This is a genomic window from Nocardioides daeguensis (genome assembly GCF_019192965.1).
Lineage (GTDB): Bacteria > Actinomycetota > Actinomycetes > Propionibacteriales > Nocardioidaceae > Nocardioides > Nocardioides daeguensis.
Window position 1 is genome coordinate 147322 of record NZ_JAHTKU010000010.1, and the last position, 22264, is coordinate 169585.

The 22264-nt window shown below is 74.3% G+C and carries 25 protein-coding genes; 11 read left to right on the top strand and 14 right to left on the bottom strand.

The features are described from left to right. Nucleotides 1-8 precede the first annotated feature (8 nt). The 5 genes from KU893_RS08375 to KU893_RS08395 all read left to right on the top strand — a co-directional run bounded on the left by KU893_RS08375 (nt 9) and on the right by KU893_RS08395 (nt 3065). Entirely contained in the window at nt 9-965 is a 957-nt protein-coding gene (locus KU893_RS08375) for a DNA topoisomerase IB (protein WP_218233890.1), read from the top strand. A 12-nt stretch (nt 966-977) separates the two neighbouring features. Continuing rightward, nucleotides 978-1283: a DUF1905 domain-containing protein gene (locus tag KU893_RS08380; protein WP_218233891.1), complete on the top strand. Its 306-nt coding sequence runs from the start codon at nt 978-980 to the stop codon at nt 1281-1283. Further along, nucleotides 1280-1774, top strand: coding sequence for an O-acetyl-ADP-ribose deacetylase (locus KU893_RS08385; protein WP_218234081.1), 495 nt, complete (start codon nt 1280-1282; stop codon nt 1772-1774). Before KU893_RS08380 ends, KU893_RS08385 begins: the two co-directional genes overlap by 4 nt. A gap of 256 nt (nt 1775-2030) precedes the next feature. Beyond that, nucleotides 2031-2384, top strand: coding sequence for a hypothetical protein (locus tag KU893_RS08390; protein ID WP_218233892.1), 354 nt, complete (start codon nt 2031-2033; stop codon nt 2382-2384). Between the two features lie 405 nt (nt 2385-2789). Further along, nucleotides 2790-3065, top strand: a complete 276-nt coding sequence (locus tag KU893_RS08395; protein ID WP_218233893.1) for a hypothetical protein — start codon at nt 2790-2792, stop codon at nt 3063-3065. 13 nt (nt 3066-3078) lie between these two features. Here the strand turns inward: KU893_RS08395 and serC are convergent, their stop codons facing one another. Continuing rightward, nucleotides 3079-4194, bottom strand: coding sequence for a phosphoserine transaminase (gene serC, locus KU893_RS08400; protein WP_218233894.1), 1116 nt, complete (start codon nt 4192-4194; stop codon nt 3079-3081). A 108-nt stretch (nt 4195-4302) separates the two neighbouring features. Here serC and KU893_RS08405 point away from each other — a divergent pair, with 108 nt between their 5' ends. Next, nucleotides 4303-4785 (top strand): GNAT family N-acetyltransferase, encoded by a 483-nt coding sequence (locus KU893_RS08405; protein ID WP_218233895.1) that lies wholly within the window; start codon nt 4303-4305, stop codon nt 4783-4785. 27 nt (nt 4786-4812) lie between these two features. Here the strand turns inward: KU893_RS08405 and KU893_RS08410 are convergent, their stop codons facing one another. Next, complete coding sequence (locus KU893_RS08410; RefSeq protein WP_218233896.1) at nt 4813-5481, bottom strand: pyridoxamine 5'-phosphate oxidase family protein; 669 nt, start codon at nt 5479-5481, stop codon at nt 4813-4815. A gap of 73 nt (nt 5482-5554) precedes the next feature. Between KU893_RS08410 and pdxR the strand changes: the two genes are divergently transcribed. Further along, nucleotides 5555-6886: a MocR-like pyridoxine biosynthesis transcription factor PdxR gene (pdxR, locus tag KU893_RS08415; protein WP_218233897.1), complete on the top strand. Its 1332-nt coding sequence runs from the start codon at nt 5555-5557 to the stop codon at nt 6884-6886. A 69-nt stretch (nt 6887-6955) separates the two neighbouring features. Here the strand turns inward: pdxR and KU893_RS08420 are convergent, their stop codons facing one another. Beyond that, nucleotides 6956-8203 (bottom strand): CynX/NimT family MFS transporter, encoded by a 1248-nt coding sequence (locus KU893_RS08420; RefSeq protein ID WP_218233898.1) that lies wholly within the window; start codon nt 8201-8203, stop codon nt 6956-6958. Nucleotides 8204-8259: 56 nt separating this feature from the next. Here KU893_RS08420 and KU893_RS08425 point away from each other — a divergent pair, with 56 nt between their 5' ends. Then, nucleotides 8260-8916, top strand: coding sequence for a FadR/GntR family transcriptional regulator (locus tag KU893_RS08425; RefSeq protein WP_218233899.1), 657 nt, complete (start codon nt 8260-8262; stop codon nt 8914-8916). Nucleotides 8917-8926: 10 nt separating this feature from the next. Here the strand turns inward: KU893_RS08425 and KU893_RS08430 are convergent, their stop codons facing one another. Next, entirely contained in the window at nt 8927-9832 is a 906-nt protein-coding gene (locus tag KU893_RS08430) for an EamA family transporter (RefSeq protein WP_218233900.1), read from the bottom strand. 78 nt (nt 9833-9910) lie between these two features. Between KU893_RS08430 and KU893_RS08435 the strand changes: the two genes are divergently transcribed. Beyond that, on the top strand, nt 9911-10783 hold the full coding sequence (locus KU893_RS08435) for a LysR family transcriptional regulator (RefSeq protein ID WP_257440751.1): 873 nt from the start codon (nt 9911-9913) through the stop codon (nt 10781-10783). A gap of 36 nt (nt 10784-10819) precedes the next feature. Next, nucleotides 10820-11395 (top strand): VldE C-terminal domain-containing protein, encoded by a 576-nt coding sequence (locus KU893_RS08440; RefSeq protein WP_218233902.1) that lies wholly within the window; start codon nt 10820-10822, stop codon nt 11393-11395. A gap of 81 nt (nt 11396-11476) precedes the next feature. Here the strand turns inward: KU893_RS08440 and KU893_RS08445 are convergent, their stop codons facing one another. After that, nucleotides 11477-12580: a citrate synthase 2 gene (locus KU893_RS08445; protein WP_218233903.1), complete on the bottom strand. Its 1104-nt coding sequence runs from the start codon at nt 12578-12580 to the stop codon at nt 11477-11479. A 106-nt stretch (nt 12581-12686) separates the two neighbouring features. Between KU893_RS08445 and pdxH the strand changes: the two genes are divergently transcribed. Then, entirely contained in the window at nt 12687-13358 is a 672-nt protein-coding gene (pdxH, locus tag KU893_RS08450) for a pyridoxamine 5'-phosphate oxidase (protein ID WP_218233904.1), read from the top strand. Here the strand turns inward: pdxH and KU893_RS08455 are convergent. From KU893_RS08455 to KU893_RS08495, 9 genes are all read right to left on the bottom strand, one after another. Continuing rightward, complete coding sequence (locus tag KU893_RS08455; protein ID WP_218233905.1) at nt 13310-13996, bottom strand: hypothetical protein; 687 nt, start codon at nt 13994-13996, stop codon at nt 13310-13312. The genes pdxH and KU893_RS08455 overlap by 49 nt on opposite strands. Before the next feature lie 61 nt (nt 13997-14057). Continuing rightward, nucleotides 14058-15350: a glycosyltransferase gene (locus tag KU893_RS08460; RefSeq protein ID WP_218233906.1), complete on the bottom strand. Its 1293-nt coding sequence runs from the start codon at nt 15348-15350 to the stop codon at nt 14058-14060. Then, a complete protein-coding gene (locus KU893_RS08465; RefSeq protein ID WP_218233907.1) occupies nt 15350-15913 on the bottom strand; it encodes a hypothetical protein in 564 nt (187 codons plus the stop codon). Before KU893_RS08465 ends, KU893_RS08460 begins: the two co-directional genes overlap by 1 nt. Further along, on the bottom strand, nt 15910-17109 hold the full coding sequence (locus KU893_RS08470; protein ID WP_218233908.1) for a glycosyltransferase: 1200 nt from the start codon (nt 17107-17109) through the stop codon (nt 15910-15912). The genes KU893_RS08465 and KU893_RS08470 overlap by 4 nt, the downstream gene beginning before the upstream one ends. Further along, on the bottom strand, nt 17106-18080 hold the full coding sequence (locus KU893_RS08475) for an NAD-dependent epimerase/dehydratase family protein (protein WP_218233909.1): 975 nt from the start codon (nt 18078-18080) through the stop codon (nt 17106-17108). The genes KU893_RS08470 and KU893_RS08475 overlap by 4 nt, the downstream gene beginning before the upstream one ends. Beyond that, complete coding sequence (locus KU893_RS08480; protein ID WP_218233910.1) at nt 18077-19330, bottom strand: F390 synthetase-related protein; 1254 nt, start codon at nt 19328-19330, stop codon at nt 18077-18079. Before KU893_RS08480 ends, KU893_RS08475 begins: the two co-directional genes overlap by 4 nt. 1 nt (nt 19331) lies before the next feature. After that, entirely contained in the window at nt 19332-20171 is an 840-nt protein-coding gene (locus KU893_RS08485) for an MBL fold metallo-hydrolase (RefSeq protein ID WP_218233911.1), read from the bottom strand. After that, complete coding sequence (locus KU893_RS22670) at nt 20162-21160, bottom strand: 3-oxoacyl-[acyl-carrier-protein] synthase III C-terminal domain-containing protein (RefSeq protein WP_218233912.1); 999 nt, start codon at nt 21158-21160, stop codon at nt 20162-20164. Before KU893_RS22670 ends, KU893_RS08485 begins: the two co-directional genes overlap by 10 nt. 72 nt (nt 21161-21232) lie before the next feature. Then, a complete protein-coding gene (locus tag KU893_RS08495) occupies nt 21233-22147 on the bottom strand; it encodes a patatin-like phospholipase family protein (protein ID WP_218233913.1) in 915 nt (304 codons plus the stop codon). Nucleotides 22148-22264 lie beyond the last annotated feature (117 nt).

Below are 22264 nucleotides of genomic sequence, written 5' to 3' on the forward strand. Positions count from 1 at the left end.
TCCCCGACGTGGCCCGGCTGCGTCGTACCTCTCCAGAAGAGCCGGGCTGGACCCGGCGCCGGGCGGGGCGCGGGTTCGTCCACGTCGGGCTCGACGGTCGCCCGCTGGGGGCCGAGGACGCGGCCCGGTGCAGGGCGCTGGTGATCCCACCGGCGTGGAACGACGTGTGGATCTGCCCACGACCGAACGGTCACCTGCAGGCGGTGGGCACCGACGCGGCGGGCAGGCGGCAGTACCTCTACCACCCGGACTGGGTCGAGCAGCGGGCGGCGCAGAAGCACGAGCGCGTGGTGGGGCTCGGGCGCCGACTGGCCCGGGTGCGCGAGCGGGTGCTCGCCGACCTCGCCGACGACGACCTCGGCCCGCGTGCGACCTGCGCCCTGGCGGTGCGGCTGATCGACCTGGGCTGCTTCCGGATCGGGAACGACGTGTACGCCGAGGAGTACGGCTCGTTCGGCCTCACCACGCTGGAGCGCCAGCACGTGCGCCGTACCGGGGACGTGCTCGTCTTCGAGTTCACCGGCAAGTCGGGGATCGAGCACCACGTCGAGATCGACGACCCGGTCGTGGTGGAGGCGCTGGACCGCAGACGACGCCGTCGCCGGCAGGACCCGCGGCTGCTCGACGTCACCGGGACCGACGTCAACGACTACCTGCGCGAGGTGAGCGGACTCGACGTGACCGCCAAGGACTTCCGGACCTGGCACGGCACCGTGCTGGCGGCGGCCGCGCTCGCGGACGCACCCGGGCCCGACGCGTCGCGGACCGCCCGGAAGCGCGCGGTCGTGGCCGCGATGCGCGAGGTCGCGGACTTCCTCGGCAACACGCCCGCGCTCGCCCGGTCGGCGTACGTCGACCCGCGCGTCGTCGACGCCTATGAGGAGGGCCGCACGATCCGGGCCCGACCGGGAGCCAGGCAGGAACAGCTGGAGCGGGCGACGCTGCGCCTTGTCGGTGGTCGGTGACACGATCGGACCGTGACCGAGCACGAGTTCACCGCCGAGCTGTGGCGCTGGCAGGCGCGTGAGGAGGAGACCGGCGGCGCGTGGTTCTTCGTCAGCCTGCCGTTCGAGGTCTCCGACCTGATCGACGAGGCCGGGCCGCGCAAGGGCTTCGGCAGCGTCCGGGTCGAGGTGAGCGTGGGGGGCAGCACGTGGCGCACGTCGGTGTTCCCGAGTGCCGAGGAGAAGACCTTCGTGCTGCCCGTGAAGAAGGCGGTCCGCGCCGCCGAGGGCCTGGTCGAGGGTGGACCGTGCACCGTCCGGCTCCGTACGGTCGACTGATGGACATCGAGGTCGTCGAGGGCGACATCACCACGCAGGAGGTCGACGCGGTCGTCAACGCCGCCAACCGCCGGATGCGCGGAGGCGGCGGGGTCGACGGGGCGATCCACGCGGCCGGTGGGCCGGATATCCTCGCCGACTGCGTCCGCCGCTTCCCCGACGGGCTGGCGACCGGCGACGCCGGCTGGACCACGGCGGGCCTGATGCCGGCCCGGTGGGTCATCCACGTGGTCGGGCCCAACCGCCATGCCGGGGAGACCGACCGGAACCTGCTGACGTCCTGCTACCGCCGCGCGCTCGAGGTCGCCGACGAGCTCGGCGCCCGCTCGGTCGCGTTCCCGTTGGTGAGCGCCGGTGTCTACGGCTGGCCCCAGGAGGACGCCGTCGACGCGGCGCTCGAGACGCTGCGCGCGACGGCCACGCAGGTCGAGCTGGCGCGGATGGTGGCGTTCGGGCGCTCGGCGTACGAGCTCATCGCGAGTCGCCTCTGAGCGTCGCGCCGGCCATCAGTTGTCACGCGGGTGACAACGGGGCGCCGAAGTTGAGCGCGATCGGTCCGTGTCCCCACGTCGGCGACATCTGGTCGGAGAGCCTTTGCCCGAGGCTCCGCCCTGTCGCCGCCACGGCCGCCCACGGTCGCTGGCGTGGGCTGTGCGGAGCCCCCGGATGGGGAGTCCGGTCAGAGCAGTCGCCACTCGGTGCCCGGAGTCCGGGCGCCACGGGTGGTGACGTGAATCGGGAGGTCAGATGGATCCGATGGACGAGGGCGTGGCACCGCACCACCACGAGGACGGCGGTGTCGGGGGACCGGCGACGGGCGAGACGGCGTACGGCCGGGCATCGCTGGCGCTCCAACGGGCGCAGGAGCGAGCCGCCCAGGCAGCGCTCCGCATGACGCACCAGTTCCTGGCGGGCATCGAGCCGGCCGAGGCCGACGTGGCGCAGTTTCGCCGGCACAGTGCCGGGTTGAGGTTCGCCGAGGCTGTCTGGCGGGTGGAGGCGGAGAACCTGGTCGCGGCTGGCATGTCCCAGCTGCCGAGCGCGCTGCGCACCAGTGCGGTCGGCCGGAGCCCGCAGGCAGAGGCGGGCGATCTGATCTGACCGGAACGCCCGCCCGTGCTCGGGCGGCGTCGCCGTCGGCGACGAGGCGGTAGAGGCCGAGCCGGTTGGAATCGCCAGGCGACTTTCCCCTTGTTCCTAGGGGTTTTCGAGGTCGTCCACCAAGGCGCTGAGGATCGCTGCGCGAACTCCTCGACCGCCGCTCGGGACAGTAGCCCGATCGCGGAACCCGGCACCTACGACCCTTCCTCGTTGTTCGGAACATGCGGCACCTCAACCGAGAGGAAGCGGCACCTCAACCGAGAGGAAGGGCCAGGTCAACGATCGGCGGTGTGACCTGCAGCCGCTTGGGACCCGGTCCCGATTTCGGGGCGGGGTCGTCACCCGTCGTACCGGACCTCGTTGGTCAGGCACCGAACCACCCGGCGCGACGAGGAGGAGACGACGATGTCGATGGAGCTCACCACTGCAGCCCTGCTGATGGCGTTCGCCCTGGTCTGCGCGGGCTGGCTGGTGCGCTCGCGGGGGGCGGTCGCCTCGATGCCGGGCATGGGGCCGGACATCGAGGAGTGGCGGTCCGCCGCGGTGCGGCACTTCCAGGAGCACCGCGACCTCGAGCGCGCCGTCGCCGAGGTGCTGGCCACCCCGGGGGCCGTGCGTGGTCCCGGCCGCACCGAGCTGTTCGTCGCGCTCGGTGCGAGCCGGGTCGACGTCTACGCCTGACCAGCCGGAGCGCTCAGAGCGCCTCGACCACGTAGTCGATCGACTTCGTCAGCGCCTCGACGTCGGCCGGGTCGACGGCCGGGTACATCGCGATCCGCAGCTGGTTGCGGCCGAGCTTGCGGTACGGCTCGGTGTCGACGATCCCGTTGGCGCGCAGCACCTTCGCGATCTGGGCGGCGTCGATGGCGTCGTCGAAGTCGATGGTGCCGATCACCAGCGAGCGGTGGCTAGGGTCGGCGACGTACGGCGTCGTGTACGACGTCCGCTCGGCCCAGCCGTAGAGCGCGTCCGACGAGGCGGTGGTGCGCTCGACCATGCCCTTGAGGCCGCCCTGGCCGTTCATCCAGTCCAGCTGCTCGGCCATCAAGAAGAGCGTGGCGACGGCCGGGGTGTTGTAGGTCTGGTTGAGCCGGCTGTTGTCGATGGCCGTCTTGAGGTTGAAGAAGGGCGGGATGTAGCGGTCGGAGGCGGCGATCCGCTCGGCGCGCTCGATCGCGGCGGGGCTGAAGACGGCGAACCACAGGCCGCCGTCCGAGGCGAAGCACTTCTGCGGCGCGAAGTAGTAGACGTCGGTCTCGGCGAGGTCGACCGGAAGGCCGCCGGCGCCCGAGGTGGCGTCGATCAGCACCAGGGCGCCGTCGGTGCCGGCCGGGCGGACGACCGGCGCCATCACGGCGGTCGAGGTCTCGTTGTGGGCCCAGCCGTAGACGTCGACACCGGCCTCGGCGACGGCCTCGGGGCGCGAGCCCGGGTCGGCGGCGATGACCGACGGGGCGTCGAGCCACGGGGCGGCCTTGACCGACGAGGCGAACTTGCTCGAGAACTCGCCGAAGGTGAGGTGCTGCGACTTCTGCTCGATCAGGCCGAAGGCCGCGATGTCCCAGAATGCCGTCGCGCCGCCGTTGCCGAGCACGACCTCGTAGCCCTCGGGCAGCGAGAACAGGTCGCCGAGGCCCTGCAGCACCCGGCCGACCACGTTGCGCACGGGTGCCTGGCGGTGCGAGGTCCCCATCAGCTTCTCGCCCGTGGCGGCCAGCGCGTCGAGGTGGCTGGTCTGGATCTTCGAGGGCCCCGCGCCGAAGCGGCCGTCGGCGGGCTTGAGCTCGGCGGGGATCTGGATGTCGGTCACGGGGTCAACCTTCTCGATCGGCACAGGCGGAGAGGACAGGCTGACGACGCTGTCAGAGATGTCGCCATTGTGACAGGCCTCCCACCGCCCTGTTCAATCGGTTTCGTCATGCAAGCCTCCCTCGAACTGCGCGCCGTCGGCTACCTCCACCCGGATGCCGCGGGCCTCGTCGCCCGCGTCCAGCAGGAGTACGTCGAGCGCTACGGCTCGCCCGACGAGAGCCCGGTGGACCCGGCGCTCTTCGACCTCCCCGAGGGCCTGTTCCTCGTCGGGTACGACGCAGCCGGGACGCCCGTCGCCACCGGCGCCTGGCGCCGCTCGGCGGTGCAGGTGCTCGGCGGCACCAGTGCGGTCGAGGTCAAGCGGATGTTCGTGGTGGGCGAGCAGCGCGGCCGGGGGTTCGCCCGCGCGGTGCTGGCCGCGCTCGAGGACTCCGCCCGCACGGCCGGTCACGACCTGGCCGTGCTCGAGACCGGCCTGCGCCAGCCCGAGGCGATCGGGCTCTACCGCGCTGCGGGCTACGAGGAGATCCCCGGCTTCGGGTTCTACCGGGACTCGCCGCTGTCGCGGTGCTTCGCCAAGCTGCTCTGACGTCCCGTCGACGAGCCTCGGCTCCGGTCAGCTCGCGCGGGACCTGACGTCGGGCGGTACGTCGAGCCCGGCCGGGTTGTCGTTCGCGGGCACCGGCGCGTCGATGACCCGGCGGACCGGGACGTGCCCGCCCCAGACGCCGGCCGCCACGTCCGCAGGCTCGTCGACCGGGCCGCCGGCGCGCGCCTTCATCGACGCCTCGGTGAGGGGGACGGCGAGCACGGCGGTGGCGGCCAGCTCCTTGCGGGTGCTCGGGCGCAGCGTCGCGGCCCGACCCGGGATCATGTGGTCGACGATCAGGTCGAGCGCGTGCTGGCGCTCGGCGGGTTCCTCGACCACCCGGGCCCGGCCGATGACGACGGCCGAGCGGTAGTTCATCGAGTGGTGGAAGGTCGAGCGCCCGGCCACCAGTCCGTCGAGCTCGGTGACGGTGACGCAGACCGTGGCGCCGGCGGACTCGTGCAGCCACCGGGCGGCGACCGAGCCGTGGACGTAGAGGGTGCCGCCCTCGTCGGGCCCGTCGGCGTCGACCGCGAACGCCGTCGGGAGCACCACCGGGTGGTCGCCGACGACGACGCCGAGGTGGGCGACGAGGGCGTCGTCCAGCAGCGCCAGCAGGTCACTCCGGTCGGCGACCGCGCGGTGGCGGCCGCGGCGGATCCGGGTGCGGTCGGTGGGCTCCATGACAACGCTCATGGGTCTAGGGTGAGGCGCCAAGTGGCCTGTTCGCACGGGCCAGTTTCCCGCCAGTTCGACAGGCCATTTCCTGATGCTGCCCGTTCGCCTCGACCGCACCGACCCGCGTCCGCTCGGCACCCAGCTCGCCGACCAGGTCCGCCGGCTGGTACTCGGCGGCGCCCTCGCCCGCGGCGACCGGATGCCCGCCACCCGCCGGCTCGCCGCCGACCTGGGCGTGTCCCGCTCGGTCGTCGAGCAGGCCTTCGACCAGCTCCTCGCCGAGGGCTGGCTGGAGGCCCGCCAGGGCTCCGGGACCTGGGTCGCCGGCGGCGCGTCCGGGCCGCCTGCGGCGACCCGCCGCCGGCGTACTCCGGTGGTGGAGCGGCCGCTGGTCATGCTCGACGCCGGGACGCCGTGGATCGACCCGAAGCACCGGGCGGTGTGGCGGCGGGCCTGGCGGGAGGTGTCGGTCGCCACCGCGCCGCAGGGGTACGACGACCCGCGCGGCCTGCCCGAGCTGCGCGCGCTGCTGGCCGAGCGACTCGGCCGCACTCGCGGGCTGGCCGTCGACGCCGAGCAGGTGCGGCTCACCGGCGGCACGGGAGCGGGGCTGCGGCACCTGCTCGCCGTCCTGCCCCGGGAAGCGGTGGCGGTCGAGGACCCCGGCTACCGCGCCGCGGTCGCGACGGTGCGCGAGTCCGGGCGCGAGGTCCGTGACCTGCCGGCGCTCGAGCCGGTCACCGACCTCGCAGGCTGCAGCGCGGCGTACGTGACGCCCGCCCACCAGCACCCGCTCGGCCGGGTGATGCCCGCCGCCGACCGGCTCGGCCTGCTCGCCACCGCCCGCCGCGACGACGCGATCGTCGTCGAGGACGACTACGACTCCGAGTTCCGCTACGACGTCGCGCCGGTGCCCGCGCTCGCGTCCCTCGACCGCGAGCGGGTCGCCTACCTCGGCACCGCGTCGAAGGCGATCCTGCCGTCGCTGCGGCTGGGCTGGTCGGTCGTCCCCGACCGGCTGCTCGACGCCTACGACGCGCACCGGGCGCTCACCCACGACGCGCCGCCGTGGCCGGTGCAGCGGGCGCTGGTGACGCTCCTGCGCGACGGGTACGTCGAGGCCGTGGTCCGCTCCGCGCGCCGGGTCTACGCGGAGCGGGCGCCGCGCGTGGTCGCCGCGCTGTCGCCGTACGCCGAGCTGGCGGGCCCGGTCGCCGGCATGTACTCCACCTGGCTGCTGCCCCACGCCCGCGCCGTGCGGGTGCGGGCGGCCGCGGAGGAAGCGGGGTTCCGGGTCAACCTGCTGCGCGACTACTGCCGCACGGCGCGGCTCAGCGGCCTGGTCGTCGGTTTCGGTGGGCCGAGCGACGACGAGCTGGACCGGGCGCTCGAGGTGCTCGTCGCGGCGCTCGCCCGCTTGTAACTAAGTGTTACGTACCCGATTTGGGGCGCATGGGGCTCATGTTGTGGATATCCGTGGTGTAACACTTAGTTACAAGCGGGCGGTGGCGATCTTGCCCGGCCGACCGGCGACGTACCCGACGACGACCTGGACGGCCGCGGTGGCGAGGAGCAGGGCGAAGGCGGCCGCCCAGCTGCCCGACGCGTCGTGGAGGACGCCGACCAGGAACGGACCACCCGCGGCGAGCAGGTAGCCGACGCTCTGCGCCATCATCGAGAGCGAGGCCGTGTCGGTGGCCGACGACGTGCGCAGCGCGAACAGGGCCAGTGCCACCGGGAAGACCGCGCCGCCCGCCCCCAGCAGTGCGGCCCACAGCCAGGCGCCGCCGGCCGGGGCGACCCACAGGCCCACCCAGCCGAGCGCGGTCAGCGTGGTCAGCGCGAGGACCAGGTGGCCCCGATGGCGCAACCGCACCGCGACCACCGGCGCGACGAAGAAGAAGGGCAGGCCGATCACGATGCTCGTCGCCAGCAGCAGGCCGGCCTTCGCGTCGCTGAACCCGGCGTCGGCGTACACGCTCGGGAGCCAGCTCATCATCACGTAGGCGTTGAGCGACTGGGTCGCGAACAGCAGGGTGACCGCCCACGCGATCGGGCTGCGCCACAGCGAGGCGCCGCGGACCTGCGCGCGTTGCGGGTCGCGCCGCCGGCAGTACGGCGCCCAGGCGACCCCGGCGGCGACGGCAGCCAGCGCCCACACGCCGAGCCCCGCCCGCCAGGAGCCGGCGGCGTCGGCGATCGGGACCGTGGCGGCCGCGCCGACGGCCGAGCCGAGGGAGAGCACGGCGGAGTAGGCGCCGGTCATGGTGCCGATCCGGTGGGGGAAGTGCTCCTTGACGATCGCGGGGATGAGGACGTTGCCGAGCGCGATGCCGGAGCAGGCGACCGCGGTGCCGGCGACCAGCGCGGGCGTGCCGTCGAGGACCCGGAGCGCGAGGCCGGCCGCGATCAGGCCGAGGGCGACGATCAGTCCGCGGTCGACGCCGATGCGCCGGGTGAGGGCCATCGCGGTCGCACCGACGGCGGCGAAGCACAGGACCGGGACCGAGGTCAGCACGCCCTGGGCGGCCGCGGAGACGCCGAGGTCGCCGAGGTGGTCGAGCAGTGCGCCGAGCGAGGTGATCGCGAGACGGAGGTTGAACGCGACCAGCAGGACGGCGATCACCAGGCCTGCGCCAGCGCGGCCGCCGCCGCTCGCTGCGGTCGTGGCTGCGGTCGTGGCTGCTGTCGTGGCTGCGGGTGACGGCTCGGCGGCGGCATCATGGACCGAGGCGGACATCCCGCTAGAATACGCAGACATCCGATCATTGGACCAATATCGCTCGAAGGAGCTCCATGCCGCTCGTCCCCACCACCCCCGCCTCGCTGGTCGACCAGGCCATCGCGGGGATGCGTGCGCTGCTCGAGAGCGGCGAGTGGGAGGTCGGCACCCGGATCCCGCCCGAGCCGGCCCTCGCCTCCGCCCTCGGCGTCAGCCGCAACACCGTGCGCGAGGCCGTCAAGGCGCTCGCCCACCTCGGGCTGCTCCAGGTGCGGCGCGGCGACGGCACCTACGTCGCCGCCATGACCGACATGCAGGCGCTGATGCGCAAACAGCTCGACCGGGTCGACATCGCCCACCTGCTGGAGGTCCGGCACGCGATCGAGGTCCGGGCCGCGGCGTTGGCCGCGGAGCGCCGTACCGCCGCCGACCTGGCGGAGCTGGACGCGATCATGACCCGCCGGCGCGAGGCCCTCGGCGCGGGTGACGGGCCCGCGTTCGTCGACGCTGACGTCGCCTTCCACTGCGCCGTCGTCGCGGCGGCCCACAACCCCCTGCTCGTCGAGCTCTACGACGGCCTCGTCGGGACCCTGCGCGCCAGCATCGAGCTGCCGGACGACGCCGACCTGCTCGCCGCCGAGCACGACGCGGTGCTCGCCGCGGTCCGCGCCGGCGACCCGGCCCTCGCCGCGTCGGCCACCGGCGACCTGCTCGACCACGTGGTGCGCTGAGCCCGACCGGTCAGCGTCGGGTGAGCTGGCCGCCGAGGATCGCGGCCAGGGCGAGCGCGAACCCGGCGAGCTGCACCGGCCGCAGCGCCTCGTCGAGGACCAGCCAGCCGAGCGCGGCCGCCACGACGGGGGAGAGCAGGCCGAGGAGCGCGGTCGCGACGACGGGCAGCGAGCCCAGGCCGCGGAACCACAGCAGGTAGGCCGCCAGCCCGCCGATCGCACCGAGCCACAGGTAGCCGGCGGCCGCGGGGGCGTCGATCGCGGGCGGCGCACCCTCGGCGAGGAAGGTCGCCGGCAGCAGGGCCAGGCCGCCGGCCGTCAGCAGCCAGCTCACCAGGACGCCGGAGCCGACGCCCTCCGGGCGGCCCCAACGGCGGGTCAGGACGACGCCGGTGGCCATCGACAGCGCGCCGCCGAGCCCGGCCAGCAGTCCGACCGGGTCGAGGGCGGCATCGGGGCCGAGCACCACGAGCGCGACGCCACCGACGCCGGCCACCGCCCAGCCGACACGTGCGGCCGTCGGGTGCTCGCCCAGCAGCGGGAGCGCCAGGGCGATCACCAGGAGCGGCTGGACCGCGCCGACCGTCGCCGCCACGCCGCCGGGCAGGCGCTCGGCGGCGATGAAGAGCAGGGGGAAGAACGCGCCGATGTTGAGCGTGCCGAGAGCGAGCGAGCGCCACCACCACGCGCCGTGGGGGAGCCGGCGGAAGACCGCCAGGAGGAGCAGTCCGGCGGGCAGCGAGCGCAGCAGGCCGGCGAACAGCGGATGGCCGGGCGGCAGCAGCTCGGTCGTGACCAGGTACGTCGTGCCCCAGACCGCCGGGGCGAGGGCGGTGAGGGCGGTGAGCCCGGCCGTGCCGGTGCTCGTGCTGGCGGTGGTCGCCCGGGGCGCCGGGCGGTCGAGCGTGGTGGACATGCGTCCAGGGTCCGCCGGGTCGATCAATGAGTCCAACACATGCTTTTCATCAGATTGATCTTGAATCAAGATGGATCTGTGGAACTGCAGCAGATGAGGTACGTCGTGGCGATCGCCGAGCACGGCAGCTTCACCCGCGCCGCGGCGGCCTGCTTCGTGGTGCAGTCCGCGCTGAGCCACCAGGTGGCCCGGCTGGAGCAGGAGCTCGGCACCCGGCTGTTCCACCGCACCAGCCGCCAGGTCCGGCTCAGCCCCGCGGGACAGGCGTTCCTGCCGATCGCCCGGCAGTGCCTCGACGCCGCGGACCGGGCCCGCGCCGAGGTCGCCGCCGCGACCGGCGTGGTGCGGGGGCCGCTGTCGATCGGTGTCATCCCGACGGTGGCGGCGCTCGACGTACCGGAGACGTTGCGGACCTTCCGCGAGCGCTACCCGGACGTGCAGGTGCGGCTGACCAGCGGCAACAGCGACACCCACGTGCAGCAGGTGGCCGACGGTGCGTTGGACCTGGCGTTCCTCGGGCTGCCCGACGGGTGGGAGCTCACCGGTGTCGCTGGGCGCTTGCTCGCCCGCGACCGCCACCGGGCCGTGATGGCGCCCGGTCACCCGCTGGCCGGGAGGTCGCGCTTGACCCTCGCCCGGCTGGCCGGCGAGGCCTTCGTCGACTTCCCGGCCGGCACGACCGGCCGACTGCAGTCCGACAGCGCCTTCGCCGACGCCGGGCTGCGCCGCGAGGTCAGCTTCGAGACCACCGACATGCTGCTGATGGCTCGGCTGCTGCGGGCCGGGCTCGCGGTGGCCCTGCTGGCGTCGGCGTTCGTGGAGCAGCTGCCCGGCCTGGTCGCCGTACCGGTGACGAGGGCGCCGGTCCGCACCGAGCACGTCGTGTGGAGCCCGTTCGGCCCCTCGCCGGCGGCCGCGGCCTTCCTCGAGCAGATCGGCGTCCCGTCCTGACCCTCAGCTCGCCCGGTCGCGCGCCGATGGACCGGCATGTCCGTCGTGCGCGCCCTGCTCGCCGCGGCCCTGGTGGCCACGGCGCTGACACTGCTGCCCGCCTCCGGCGCCGTCGCCGACAACGCCCCGATCGAGGACTACGCGCCCTACGAGCCGCCCACTCGCTGCGCGCCCCACGACCGGACCGGGACCCGCCTGGTCGCGCGGTGGACGGTGCGCCGCTTCGGCGGCGGCTTCGGCGGCATCTCCCGGGCCTGTGGTGCCACCCCCTCGGAGCACGCCGAGGGGCGGGCGTTCGACTGGGCGGTCGACGTGCGGAGCCGGGCGGACCGGCGCCGGGTCCGGCGCCTCCTGGCCGCGCTGTTCGCGCCCGACGCCGCCGGCAACCCCGCCGCGCTGGCCCGCCGGATGGGCGTCATGTACGTGATCTGGGACGACACCTCGTGGGCGTCGTGGCGCCGGTTCGCCCCGGCGCCGTACCTGAGCACGGGCTGCCCGACGCGGCGTGAGTGCTCGCGGACGCTGCGGCACCGCGACCACGTGCACATCTCGCTCACCCGTGCCGCCTCGCGCGGCAAGCTGTCCTGGTACGCCGGGCGGGTCGGTCGCTGATCGCACCCCATGCGGATCGGTCGTGCATCCGTCGTTTCTTCGACCAATGCGCATGGGGCGCGGTTCAGATCGGGGGGAGGATCACTCCGCCCAGACGGGGTTCCAGCCCTCGATGGCGCTGGCGGGGCGGGTGGCGGGGCCGGTGTAGACCGCCGAGGGGCGGATCAGGCGCCCGGTCCGCTTCTGCTCGAGGATGTGGGCCGACCAGCCGCCGGTGCGGGCGCAGGTGAACATCGAGGTGAACATGTTGGCCGGGACCTCGGCGAAGTCGAGGACGATCGCGGCCCAGAACTCGACGTTGGTCTCCAAGACGCGGTCGGGGCGGCGGGCCCGGAGCTCGGCGAGGGCGGCCTTCTCCAGGGCCTCGGCGACCTCGTAGCGGGGCGCGTCGAGCTCGCGCGCGGTACGGCGCAGCACCCGGGCGCGCGGGTCCTCGGCGCGGTAGACGCGGTGGCCGAAGCCCATCAGGCGCTCGCCGGAGTCGAGCAGGTTCTTGACGTAGGCCTCGGCGTCGCCGGACTTCTCGACCTCCTCGATCATGTGCAGCACGCGGGACGGGGCGCCGCCGTGGAGCGGGCCGCTCATCGCGCCGATCGCGCCGGAGAAGGCGGCCGCGACGTCGGCGCCGGTCGAGGTGATGACGCGGGCGGTGAAGGTGGAGGCGTTCATGCCGTGCTCGGCCGCCGAGGACCAGTACGCGTCGATCGCGTGGGCGTGCTTCGGGTCGGCCTCGCCGCGCCAGCGGATGAGGAACTTCTCGGCGAGGGTCTTGCCCTCGTCGACCGCCCGCTGGGGTACGACGGGCAGGTGGATGTCGCGCGCCGACTGGCCGGCGTACGACAGGACCATCACGGCCACCCGGGCGAGGTCCTCACGGGCCTGCTCGTCGGTGATGTCGTAGGTCTGGCCGAAGCCGAAGGCGGGCGCGAGCATCGCGATCGCGGCCTGGACGTCGACGCGGACGTCGCCGGTGTGGACCGGGAGGCTGAACGCCTCGGCCGGCGGCAGCCCGGGGGTGAAGGAGCCGTCGATGAGCAGGCCCCAGACGTTCTCGAACGGAACCCGGCCGGCCAGGTCCTCGATGTCGACACCGCGGTAGCGCAGCGCTGAGCCTTCCTTGTCGGGCTCCGCGATCTGGGTCTCGAAGGCGACGACGCCCTCCAGTCCGTGGTGTACCTCAGGCATCGGCGAACTCCTTCGTTGGACGGTGCGGACGCTCCGTGCCGGACGATCCGCGGGCCACCCGGCATTCTGCCCCACCGCCCGCAGCGGCGGTCCCTAAGGTGGTCCCATGGCCTCCGACCTGACCGCCCACCCCGATCTGGCCGCCCTCCGCCGGGAGTACGGCGAGATCGGGCTCGTCGAGGCCGACGCACCGCCCGGGCCGTGGCCGCTGTGGCAGCACTGGTTCGAGGAGATCTCCGCCGCCGGCGTGCACGAGCCCAACGCGATGGTGGTCGCGACCGTCGACCCCGACGGGTCGCCCTCGGCGCGGATGGTGCTGCTCAAGGGGGTCACGACGGACGGGCCGGACGACGGGTTCACCTTCTTCACCAACACCGCCTCGCGCAAGGGCGCGGCGCTGGCCTCGGAGCCGCGCTGCTCGCTGCTGTTCCCGTGGCACCCGCTGGAGCGGCAGGTCCGGGTCGAGGGCACGGCCCACCTGCTGGGCGAGGAGCAGGTCGCGGCCTACTTCGCCGCCCGCCCGCGCGGCGCGCAGGTCGGCGCCTGGGCCTCGCCGCAGTCGCAGGTGGTCGACGGGCGGGCCGAGCTCGACCGGCGCTACCGCGAGGCCGAGGAGCGCTTCGCCGACGGTGAGGTGCCGGTGCCACCGGGCTGGGGCGGCTACCGCGTCCAGCCGGCGTCCTTCGAGTTCTGGCAGGGCCGGGCCGGCCGGATGCACGACCGGCTGCGCTACGCCCGGACGTCGAGCGGCTGGGAGCTGACCCGACTGGCGCCCTGAGGCAGGCCGCTGTCGGACGGCTGGTCCGCCTGCTGGGCCGCGGCATAGAGCGCCGCGAGCACGATCAGCACCGCGAGCACGGCGACCAGGATGAAGGTCTCCCGGCGGTCCGCGCCCGGACGGGGTGCGGTGGCCGGTGCTGCCGGTGCTGCCGGCACCGCCGGTGCGGCCGGTGCGGGCCGAGCAGCGGGCGGGGTCTCGGTCTCGGCCGCCGGTGCGGGTTCGGTCTCGGGAGCCGGTGCGGGCTCGGGCGTGACGGCCGCCGGTGCGGGCGCGGAGGAGCGGCGGCGCCGGCTGCGGCGGCGGTGCACGACCTCGTCGCCGAGGCCGGGGAACTCGCCGGCGCCCTCGAGCGGCTCGAAGCGCGGGATCGCGTGCTTGGTCACCACGACCCGGCGGAAGGCGTCGTGCTCGTCGTCGGGCAGCTCCTCGACGGGCTCGACGGGCTCGTCCACCTCGGTCTCCGGCCCGGCCTCCGGGCCCGCATCCGCCTCCGCGTCCGGCTCCGTGTCGGTCAGCGACTCGAACCGCGGCACCTCGCGCGAGGGGATGAGCAGCGAGCGGAACTCGGCGTGCTCACGCGCCCGCTCCTCGGCACGGAGGAGGTCGCGAGGGTCGGTCGGGTCCGCAGCTGCCACGGGGCCATCCTCTCCGATCCGGCGCCTGCCTCGCTCCGGGGGTCGTGTGCCTGAGAACCCGCTACTGCGGGCTTTCCGGCACACGACCTCCCGCGGCGCGGCCGAGGAGCCGGACGCGTACCTCGGCGGCGATGGTCTCGACGGCCGGCGCACGGGCGATGTCGGCGGCGAGCGTCTCGGCCCGGAGGCGGTACGACGGCTCGTCGAGCACCCGCCGCAGGGCAGCAGCGAGGTCGTCCGGCCGGCGTACCCGCACCGCGACCCCGGCGTCCACCAGGCGCACCGCATGGTCGAACTGGTCGTAGTCGACCGGCCACACCACCGACGGCAGCCCGGCGGCGAGGGTGTGGCCGAGCACGCCGGCACCGCCGTGGTGGACGACCGCGGCGAAGCGCGGCAGGTCGCGGGCGTAGTCGACGTAGTCGTGCACCACCAGGCCGGGCGGCACCGCCCCGACCGGCCCCGAACCGACCGGCCCCGAACCGCCCAGGCTGACGTGCACCTCGACGTCCGGCAGGGCTGCGGCCGCACGAGCCGCGCCGGCCACGAGGTCGCTCTTGTGCCAGGGCAGGTGGGTCCCTGCGGTCACCAGCACTGCTCGCCGCCCGGTGTCGAGCACCGGCGCGGCGAGTGGCGTGGGCGGGGTGTGCAGCACCGGGCCGACGTACCGCACCGCCGACGGCAGCGCCCGGGGGTACTCCACCGAGGCCGGGGTCAGGGCGAACACCCGCTCGGCGGAGTAGATCGTCTCCGAGCCGTCCGGGCGGTACTGGCGGGTGACGCCGACGTCGGCCAGCCGGACCCCGGCCAGCCGCGGTGCGAGCCGCTTGAACCCGCGCACCCACGACCGCCCGACGGCGTCGCGTGCCCGGCCGACCCGCGAGCGACCCGGCCGCCACCCGCCGAGGTACGACGGCGGTCCGGCCCGACCCTCGATCGCGCACGGCGAGGGGTGGGTGGTCCACCACGGCACGCCGATCTCGTCGGCGGCGGTGCCGACGGCGGCCATGGTGAAGTCCGCGATGACCAGGTCCGGTCGCTGCGCAGACCAGGCGGCGAGCAGCTCGCGGCGGAAGTCCGCCTGCAGCGCGAGTGCCGCGCGGAACTGGCGGAAGAGCAGGCGCGGGTTGCTCCCGATCCGGTACGGCGGGTTCACGACGGTCTCGATCACCTCGTCGGCGCCCTCGAGCAGGGCGACGCCGGTGACGCCGGACGCGGCGATCGCCGGCAGCGCGGCCGCCGTGCTGATCACCCGCACCTCGAGTCCCGGCTCGACCGCGAGCCGGGCGGCGACGCCCAGCACCGGATGCAGGTGGCCGGCCATCGGTGGTGTGACCAGGTCGACGCGTCTCATCACAGCTCCGTCACCAGCTCGGCCACCAGGTCGCCGCACAGCTCGGCGAGCGTCGGCGCGGCCAGGTAGTCGAGGTGGCCGGCGTCGACCTCGACGTCGTACGGCCACCAGCGCGCGAGGTGGTCGCCGCGGCTGCCGACCCGGATCGTGCGACAGGCCGGCGGCCGGGTGGCGACGGCGCCGTAGGCGACGACGGTGAGCCGATCCAGCACGTCCCCGGGCAGGTCGAGACGTCCCAGCAGGTCCAGCCCGATCGACCCGGCCAGCACGAGTGACCGGTCGGCGGCCCGCAGCTGCTCCTCGACCGTCGGCCGGTGCCGTCGCGCCCACCGCCGGCCGAGCAGCCGGATCCGCCAGAACAGCACCAGGTGGCGCAGGCTGCCCAGCCACAGCGGCACCGGGCGGTACGGCGCCAGCCGGGCGTCGTACGGGAAGTTGAGCCGGACCTTCGCCTGCTCCGGCAGCGCGAGACCGTCGAGGAAGGCGTGCTGGGCCGGCGAGAGCGCGCACGAGCGCGGGTCGCTCTGGCCGGTCAGGTGGAGCACCTGCAGGCGCGGGCTCATCGCACCGGGGAGAAGTCGTCGTCGGCACGCACCCGGTAGATGCGGGTGCGCCAGCGGATGGTGCGCTGCACGGCGCCGTGCCCGAGGTGCGCCGGCTGGACCAGCTCGGACACGAGCGAGGGCAGCGGTGCGTGCAGGGAACGCCCGTAGACCCGGCGGTGCACGACCTGCAGCAGCAGCCACCGGCCGCCGAGCAGCGCCACCAGCGGACCGGGCCGGCGGGCCCGGGCCGAGCCGACCAGCACCGCCCAGAGCAGCGGGGGATGGGTGCCGTGCAGCACGCTGATCGCGGCCACGGTGCCGAGCGGCTGGCGGCGCAGCAACAGGTCGGCGAAGAGCATCCAGCGGTGCAGCAGCCGCACGTAGTGGCCGGGAGAGTCGACGGTCGTGGTGATCCACTGCGGCGACGCGGTCTGGCAGATCGTCCCGCCGCCGCGCTGCACCGCGCCGGCCACGGCGAGGTCGTCGGTCAGGTTGCGCAGGATCGGCGTGAACCCGCCGACCGCCCGCAGGTCCGCGACCCGCATCGCCCAGCACATCCCGTTGATCGTCACCGGCGCCATCGGCAGGTAGGTCAACGCCGCGTTGTTGTCGACGAACTGCTCGACGAGCCGTGCCCACGGCGTCCTCCCGGGCAGGTACGCCGGCAGGCCGGTCGCCAGCGTGGCTCGGTCGAGACCGCCGAGCAGTGCACCCAGGCTGGTGCGCGGCAGCCGGGTGTCGTCGTCGAGGACGAGGAACACCTCGTCGTCGGCGCAGTCCTCCAACGCCGGCTGCAGCTTGGCGAGCTTGGGGTTGACGCCGTCCGGCGCCGGTGGGCAGAGCCGGACCTCGATGCGGGGTGCCGAGTCCCCCGAACCGTTCGATCGAACGGTCAGGGGGAGGTCTGCGGCCGACATGTCCCCCGAACCGTTCGATCGAACGATTCGATCGACCACCCGCCGCCCCTCCGCGTCGTCCTCGTCGACCAGCCACACGAACCGCGCTCCGGCCAGGGAGAGCAGGTTGTCGCGCAGCGCGTCCTCGAGGCCCGGGTCGCCGGACAGGATCGGCTGGACCACGACGACCCGCGCGACGTCCTCGTCAGCGGGCTCCACCGCCGCGGGTGCCCGCGACGCGGCCCGCAGCGCAGCGACGGTCTTGCCGGCCTGCAGCGCGAGGTAGCCCGCCGCGGCGCCGCGCAACCAGTGGCTCACAGCCGCTCCTTCTGCCAGGCCACGAACTCCTCGACCCCCTGCGCAACCGGCACCGCCGGCGGGCCGAGGTCGCGCAGCATCTTGTCGGGCACGAACGTCTTGGACCACGAGAGCACCCCGACGCCGTACGGCGTGATGGGCGGCTCGCCCGGGAGGCGCAGCAGCCGCCAGGCCCGCTCGAGCACGCCGGCCGCGCGCATCGCGGTCGTGAGGCTGACCTCCCGCGTGGGCGGGGCGAAGCCGAGCCGGGCGATGACGTCGAGCAGCATCGCCTGGATCTCGACCGGCTCGGCGTTGGTGAGGTGGTAGACGCCGCCGAGCTCGGGTCGTCCGGCGAGCTGCAGCAGGTAGTCGGCGAGGTTGTCGACGTAGATCAGGTCGCCCACGGCCGGGGTGCTCCGCCCGGTCAACCGCGGCACCCGGCCTGCCTTCGCGGCCGCGATGATCCGGGGGAAGAGCACCGTGTCGCCGGGGCCGAAGACGGCGCGGGGACGGGCGATCACCCACGAACCGCCGTAGGTGCGGACGATTCCCTCCGAGGCCGCCTTGGTCCGGGCGTAGTCGTTGGCGAACTCCGTCGGCACCGGCGAGTCCTCGGTGAGGTCGAGCTGGTCGCCGTCGCGGTAGAGCACCGACGACGACGAGACGTGCACCAGCCGCGGGGCGCCGAGGCGCGCGCACCAGTCGACGACCGTCCGCGTGGCGGTCACGTTGTCACGCTCGTAGGCCTTGCGGGGCGCGTACGGCGTGGCCCGCGCTGCGCAGTGGATCACCGCGTCCGGCCGCCACGGCAGCTCGGGCAGGTCCTCGGCCCCGACGACGCCGAGGTCGACGCTCAGGTAGCCCGGCCGGTCCAGCTTCCGCCGGCCGATCCCGACCACCTCGTGCCCGGCCGCGGTCGCCCGCTCCCACAGTCGTCCGCCCACGAACCCGGACGCACCGGTCACCAGCAGTTTCACGGGGTGGGTCATGACACCTTCCTGATCCGTCGTCGCTTCGCGTCGGGCGCCTGCACCGGCCACGCCATCGGTACGACGGCCGGTGCCGTCGTGCCCAACCGCTGCGCCAGCCGCCCGATCTCCGTGGCCACCCGCTGCGTCGCACCTGACGAACCGGTCGTGGTCGCCAGCCGCCACTCGGTGCCGTGCTGCTCGATCCGGTAGTCGCCGAGGTCCCCGGCCAGGGCGACCGTGTGACGCAGCACGTCGGGGTAGACGGGCACGTCGCCGAGGGTGAGCACATCGTCGGCCCGGCCGAGCACCGCGTGGATGGAGCGACCCGGCCGCCCGCACGGGCAGGGGCCGGGAGCCGCGAGCAGGACGTCGTCGAGCCGGTGCCGCACGACGTACTGCGTGGTCCGGGTGAAGTCGGTGACGACGGGGTGGAAGCGCTGGTGGTCGATCCACTCGGGCTCGATGTGGACGTGCGCCTCGTTGAGGTGGAGCCGCCCGGCGGGGCAGCTGACCGCGAGCAGGCCCTCGGTGGCCTGGTAGATCTGCTCGACCGGTCGCCCGAACGCCTCCCGGACGACGGCCTCGTCGTCGGGCTCCAGGGTCTCCGCGACCGAGACGACCTGCAACGGGCGCAGGCCCGCGGGGCGAGCCGCCGCGATCTGCCGGAGCACGCTCGCCGGCGCGACCAGCACGTCGGTCCCGGGCAGCGACGGCAGGTGCGCCGTCACCGGCAGCGTGAGGTCGTGCCACGAGAAGGAGACCCGGCGGCTCTCGAGGGTCTCGTAGAGGTTGCTGTTGGCGCGCAGGAACAGGGCGATCCGCAGCGGCCGCCGCGCGAGCACGCGAAGGGAGCGAGGGGACATGAGCTGGCCCATCAGGATCCCTGCCCACAGGCGGCTCTCCGACTGCGAGACCAGGAAGACCCCGCGGGTGCCGGAGGTCCCCGAGGACAGCCCGACGGTCACCCCGCCGGGGAGCCGATCGGAGAAGGAGCGGGACCGCTCGGCCGCCTCGGCGACGGCGAGCGCCCGGTCCAGCGTGATGCCGTGCCGGTTGAACGCGGCGAAGTCGGCGAGCACGGTCTGCTTGTCGACGACCGGCAGCTCGGAGAGCGGACGACCCGCGAAAGGCGCGTAGAACCGGGCCTTCGGCAGCTCCACCCGGAGGAACCGGTCGAGCGCGCGGGCGCGCGCGGCGTCGTACCGGCGGGGGAGGAGCCAGCGCTCGCGGGCGAACGCGGCGGCCACCGCCGCCTGACCGTCCGACACCTCAGGCCCCGGTGGACCAGGCCGCGTGGCCCTCCGGGCAGTGCGCCGGCAGGATCAGCAGGTCGTCGTGGGCGGCGTCGAGGGCGTGCAGCACGCCGAGGGTGCGCACCGTCGAGTCCCAGTCGTGCATGACGCCCTTCGCCAGCCGGGACGGCGGCCTGAGGTCGCGGAACGAGCGCGAGGTCCACGCGGCGTCGCCGACGAGGAGCACCTGCCGGCCGCCGGAGGTGAACAGCAGGCCGAGGTGGCCGGGCATGTGGCCGGGCAGGTCGACGGCGAGGAGGCTGCGGTCGCCGAGCAGGTCCCAGGTGCGCAGGCCGCCGACACTCACCTGTGCGAAGCCGTCCACCGGGTCGAGGCGGTCGCGCAGGTCGCCGGGCAGCAGGGCAGGCAGGATCGCGTGCCGCACCGCGTTGATGCCGCGCAGCGACAGGGCGTGCTCGGCTCCGGAGGCACCCGCGATGATCCGGGCCCGCGGGTGGTCGAGCAGGCCACCGACGTGGTCGCCGTGGAAGTGCGAGACCACGATCCGGCGTACGTCGCCTGGGTCGATGTCGAGCGCCGCGAGCTGGCGCGGCAGGTGCTCCTCGGGGCGCAGCGTCACCGGCAGGGTGTTGCGGTAGAGCAGCTCCGGGAGCCGGCTGGTCGCGTCCAGGAAGTGCTGGGAGTAGCCGGTGTCGAACAGCGTCCAGCCGTGCTCGGGATGGTGCAGCGCCCCGACGTACGAGGGGAACTCGATGATCCGCAGCCGCCCGCCCTGGCGGGCCATCGCCTCGGGGCCCTTGCAGTGGCCGACGCGCAGCCAGTGGAAGGTGACCTCGGGCTGGTCGGTCAGTAGCACAGCACGATCCCACCCATGCTGAGCCCGGCTCCGGTGCCGAGCAGGAGCGCGTGGTCGCCGCGCTGCAGCCGGCCGGACTCGATCGCGGCGTGCAGGGCCGACGGCAGCGAGGCTCCGACCTGGTTGCCGTGGTCGGCGTAGATGTCCACGAGGCGTCCCTCCTCGATGCCGAAGTGGTGCTGCACCCACGCGAGCGCGTGGTGGCTGGCCTGGTGGGGGACGACGACCGGCAGGTCCGCCATGGTGGTGCCGGCGGAGGTCAGCAGCCGGTCGACGAACGGCGGCAGGTGCTTGATCGCCAGCCGGAACACCGCGCCGCCCTCCATCCGGAACCGGCCCCAGTCGGCGTACGCGCCCTCGACCCGGTCGGGTGCGAACCGTGAGCCGCCCCCGCGGATCTCGCAGGTGTGGGCGCCCTCGCTGAAGGTGGCGAAGTCGGCGGCGAGCACGGCCGAACCGGTCTGGCCGGCGGGCCCGACGACGGCCGCGGCGGCCCCGTCGCCGAAGATCCCGGACGCGCCGAGGTCGGACCAGTCGAGGCCGACGGAGGCCAGGTCGCTGGAGACGATGAGGATCCGCTCGTGGCGGCCGGCGTCGACCAGGGTGGCGGCGAGGTCGAGCGCGACCAGGAAGCTCAGGCAGCTCGCGTTGACGTCCCAGGCCGCGATCGGCCGCTGGGGGGCGAGCTCCTCGTGCAGCAGCGCGGCGTTGTAGGGCAGCGGCTGGTCGGGGGTGGCGCTCGCGCCGATGATCACGTCGATGTCGTCGAGGGCGAGGCCGGCCGCCGCGAGGGCCTTGCGGGCCGCGCGGGCCCCGAGCTCTGCGGCGCTGCCGCGCTCGACGTACCGGACCCGGACGCCGGTCCGCTCCTCGACGGTGCCGGGCGCGAGCCCGAGGCGCTCGTCCAGCGCCGCGCTGGTGAGGGCCTCGTCGGGCAGCACCGCGCCCGTGCCGAGGATCCGCAGGGCACGGGGCCCGAGAGCTGGCACGGAGGCCTCCTTCGTCGTGTGCCTCGGAGGATAGTCGGGCGCCAGTGGCCATCGGGACCGACGGTCCGGTGCCTACCGTCCGGCGTCGTCGAGGGCGGCCTTCGTCAGCGTCCGGCCGAGGTCGACCAGCTCCCCGGCGCGGTGGAAGTCGATGGTCCGGGCGGCGCTGAGCGGGACGGTGACGAGCACGTCGGGCGGCAGCGTGGCCAGGCGGTAGCGGGTGATCAGGCTCTGCATCGCGTCGAAGGCGAGCGACACCACCTCGGCGGTCCGCACGTCCGGGCGTACGTCGACCGCGTCGGCCGGCGGCGCCTCCGCGGGCGCCTCGGGCGACTCGGTGAGCTCCTCCTCGCCGCGCCGGAACCGGCGCCGCAAGTCGGCCGCCCACTCCGCGCGGCGTACCGAGAAGCCGCGCGCCGGGGAGGTCGGCTCGTGCGGCTCGCGCGGGCCCTGCAGGGAGACGGCGACGGTGAAGTCGGCGGTCGCGGCCGCGGTGGGCTCGAGGGGCAGCGGGTTGAGCAGACCGCCGTCGACGAGGACCCGGCCGTCGACCACGGCCGGTGTGAACAGGCCGGGGATGGCGAAGGAGGCCCGCATCGCGGGAATGAGCGGCCCACGCTGGAACCACACCTCGCGGCGGGCGGCGAGGTCGGTCGCGACCGCGGTGAACGGGATCGGCAGCGACTCGATGAGAACGTCGCCGACGATCTCGTCGAGCGCGGCCATCAGCTTCTCCGCCGTCGCGGCGCCGCCGCCGGTCCACGTGGGGTCGGCCAGGCGCACCACGCGACGCCCGGTCAGCGTCGAGGCCCAGGCGGTGAAATCGGCGTCCTTCCCGGCGGCGACCAAGCCGCCGACGACGGCACCCATCGACGTACCCGAGACCGCGACGATCTCGTGACCGCGTTCGCGCAGCTCCTGGACCGCGCCGAGGTGGGCATACCCGCGGGCACCCCCGGAACCGAGAACGAGAGCGACACGGGCCATGGCCCCATTGTGGGTCCCCAGCGTTGAGTTGCCGGAAACTCGCCGTTGAGCTTCCCCATCCTCGCCGTTGAGTTGCCACAAGCTCGCCGTTGAGCTTCGCCATCCTCGCCCTCGAGT

Coding starts and splice junctions, on each gene's coding strand:
- KU893_RS08445 (WP_218233903.1), bottom strand. CDS start 12,580: ATGCCTGAGGTACACCACGGACTGGAGGGCGTCGTCGCCTTCGAGACC.
- pdxH (WP_218233904.1), top strand. CDS start 12,687: ATGGCCTCCGACCTGACCGCCCACCCCGATCTGGCCGCCCTCCGCCGG.
- KU893_RS08440 (WP_218233902.1), top strand. CDS start 10,820: ATGTCCGTCGTGCGCGCCCTGCTCGCCGCGGCCCTGGTGGCCACGGCG.
- KU893_RS08395 (WP_218233893.1), top strand. CDS start 2,790: ATGTCGATGGAGCTCACCACTGCAGCCCTGCTGATGGCGTTCGCCCTG.
- KU893_RS08495 (WP_218233913.1), bottom strand. CDS start 22,147: ATGGCCCGTGTCGCTCTCGTTCTCGGTTCCGGGGGTGCCCGCGGGTAT.
- KU893_RS08465 (WP_218233907.1), bottom strand. CDS start 15,913: ATGAGCCCGCGCCTGCAGGTGCTCCACCTGACCGGCCAGAGCGACCCG.
- KU893_RS08425 (WP_218233899.1), top strand. CDS start 8,260: ATGCCGCTCGTCCCCACCACCCCCGCCTCGCTGGTCGACCAGGCCATC.
- KU893_RS08460 (WP_218233906.1), bottom strand. CDS start 15,350: ATGAGACGCGTCGACCTGGTCACACCACCGATGGCCGGCCACCTGCAT.
- KU893_RS08410 (WP_218233896.1), bottom strand. CDS start 5,481: ATGAGCGTTGTCATGGAGCCCACCGACCGCACCCGGATCCGCCGCGGC.
- KU893_RS08405 (WP_218233895.1), top strand. CDS start 4,303: ATGCAAGCCTCCCTCGAACTGCGCGCCGTCGGCTACCTCCACCCGGAT.
- pdxR (WP_218233897.1), top strand. CDS start 5,555: ATGCTGCCCGTTCGCCTCGACCGCACCGACCCGCGTCCGCTCGGCACC.
- KU893_RS08420 (WP_218233898.1), bottom strand. CDS start 8,203: ATGTCCGCCTCGGTCCATGATGCCGCCGCCGAGCCGTCACCCGCAGCC.
- KU893_RS08390 (WP_218233892.1), top strand. CDS start 2,031: ATGGATCCGATGGACGAGGGCGTGGCACCGCACCACCACGAGGACGGC.
- KU893_RS08475 (WP_218233909.1), bottom strand. CDS start 18,080: ATGACCCACCCCGTGAAACTGCTGGTGACCGGTGCGTCCGGGTTCGTG.
- KU893_RS08430 (WP_218233900.1), bottom strand. CDS start 9,832: ATGTCCACCACGCTCGACCGCCCGGCGCCCCGGGCGACCACCGCCAGC.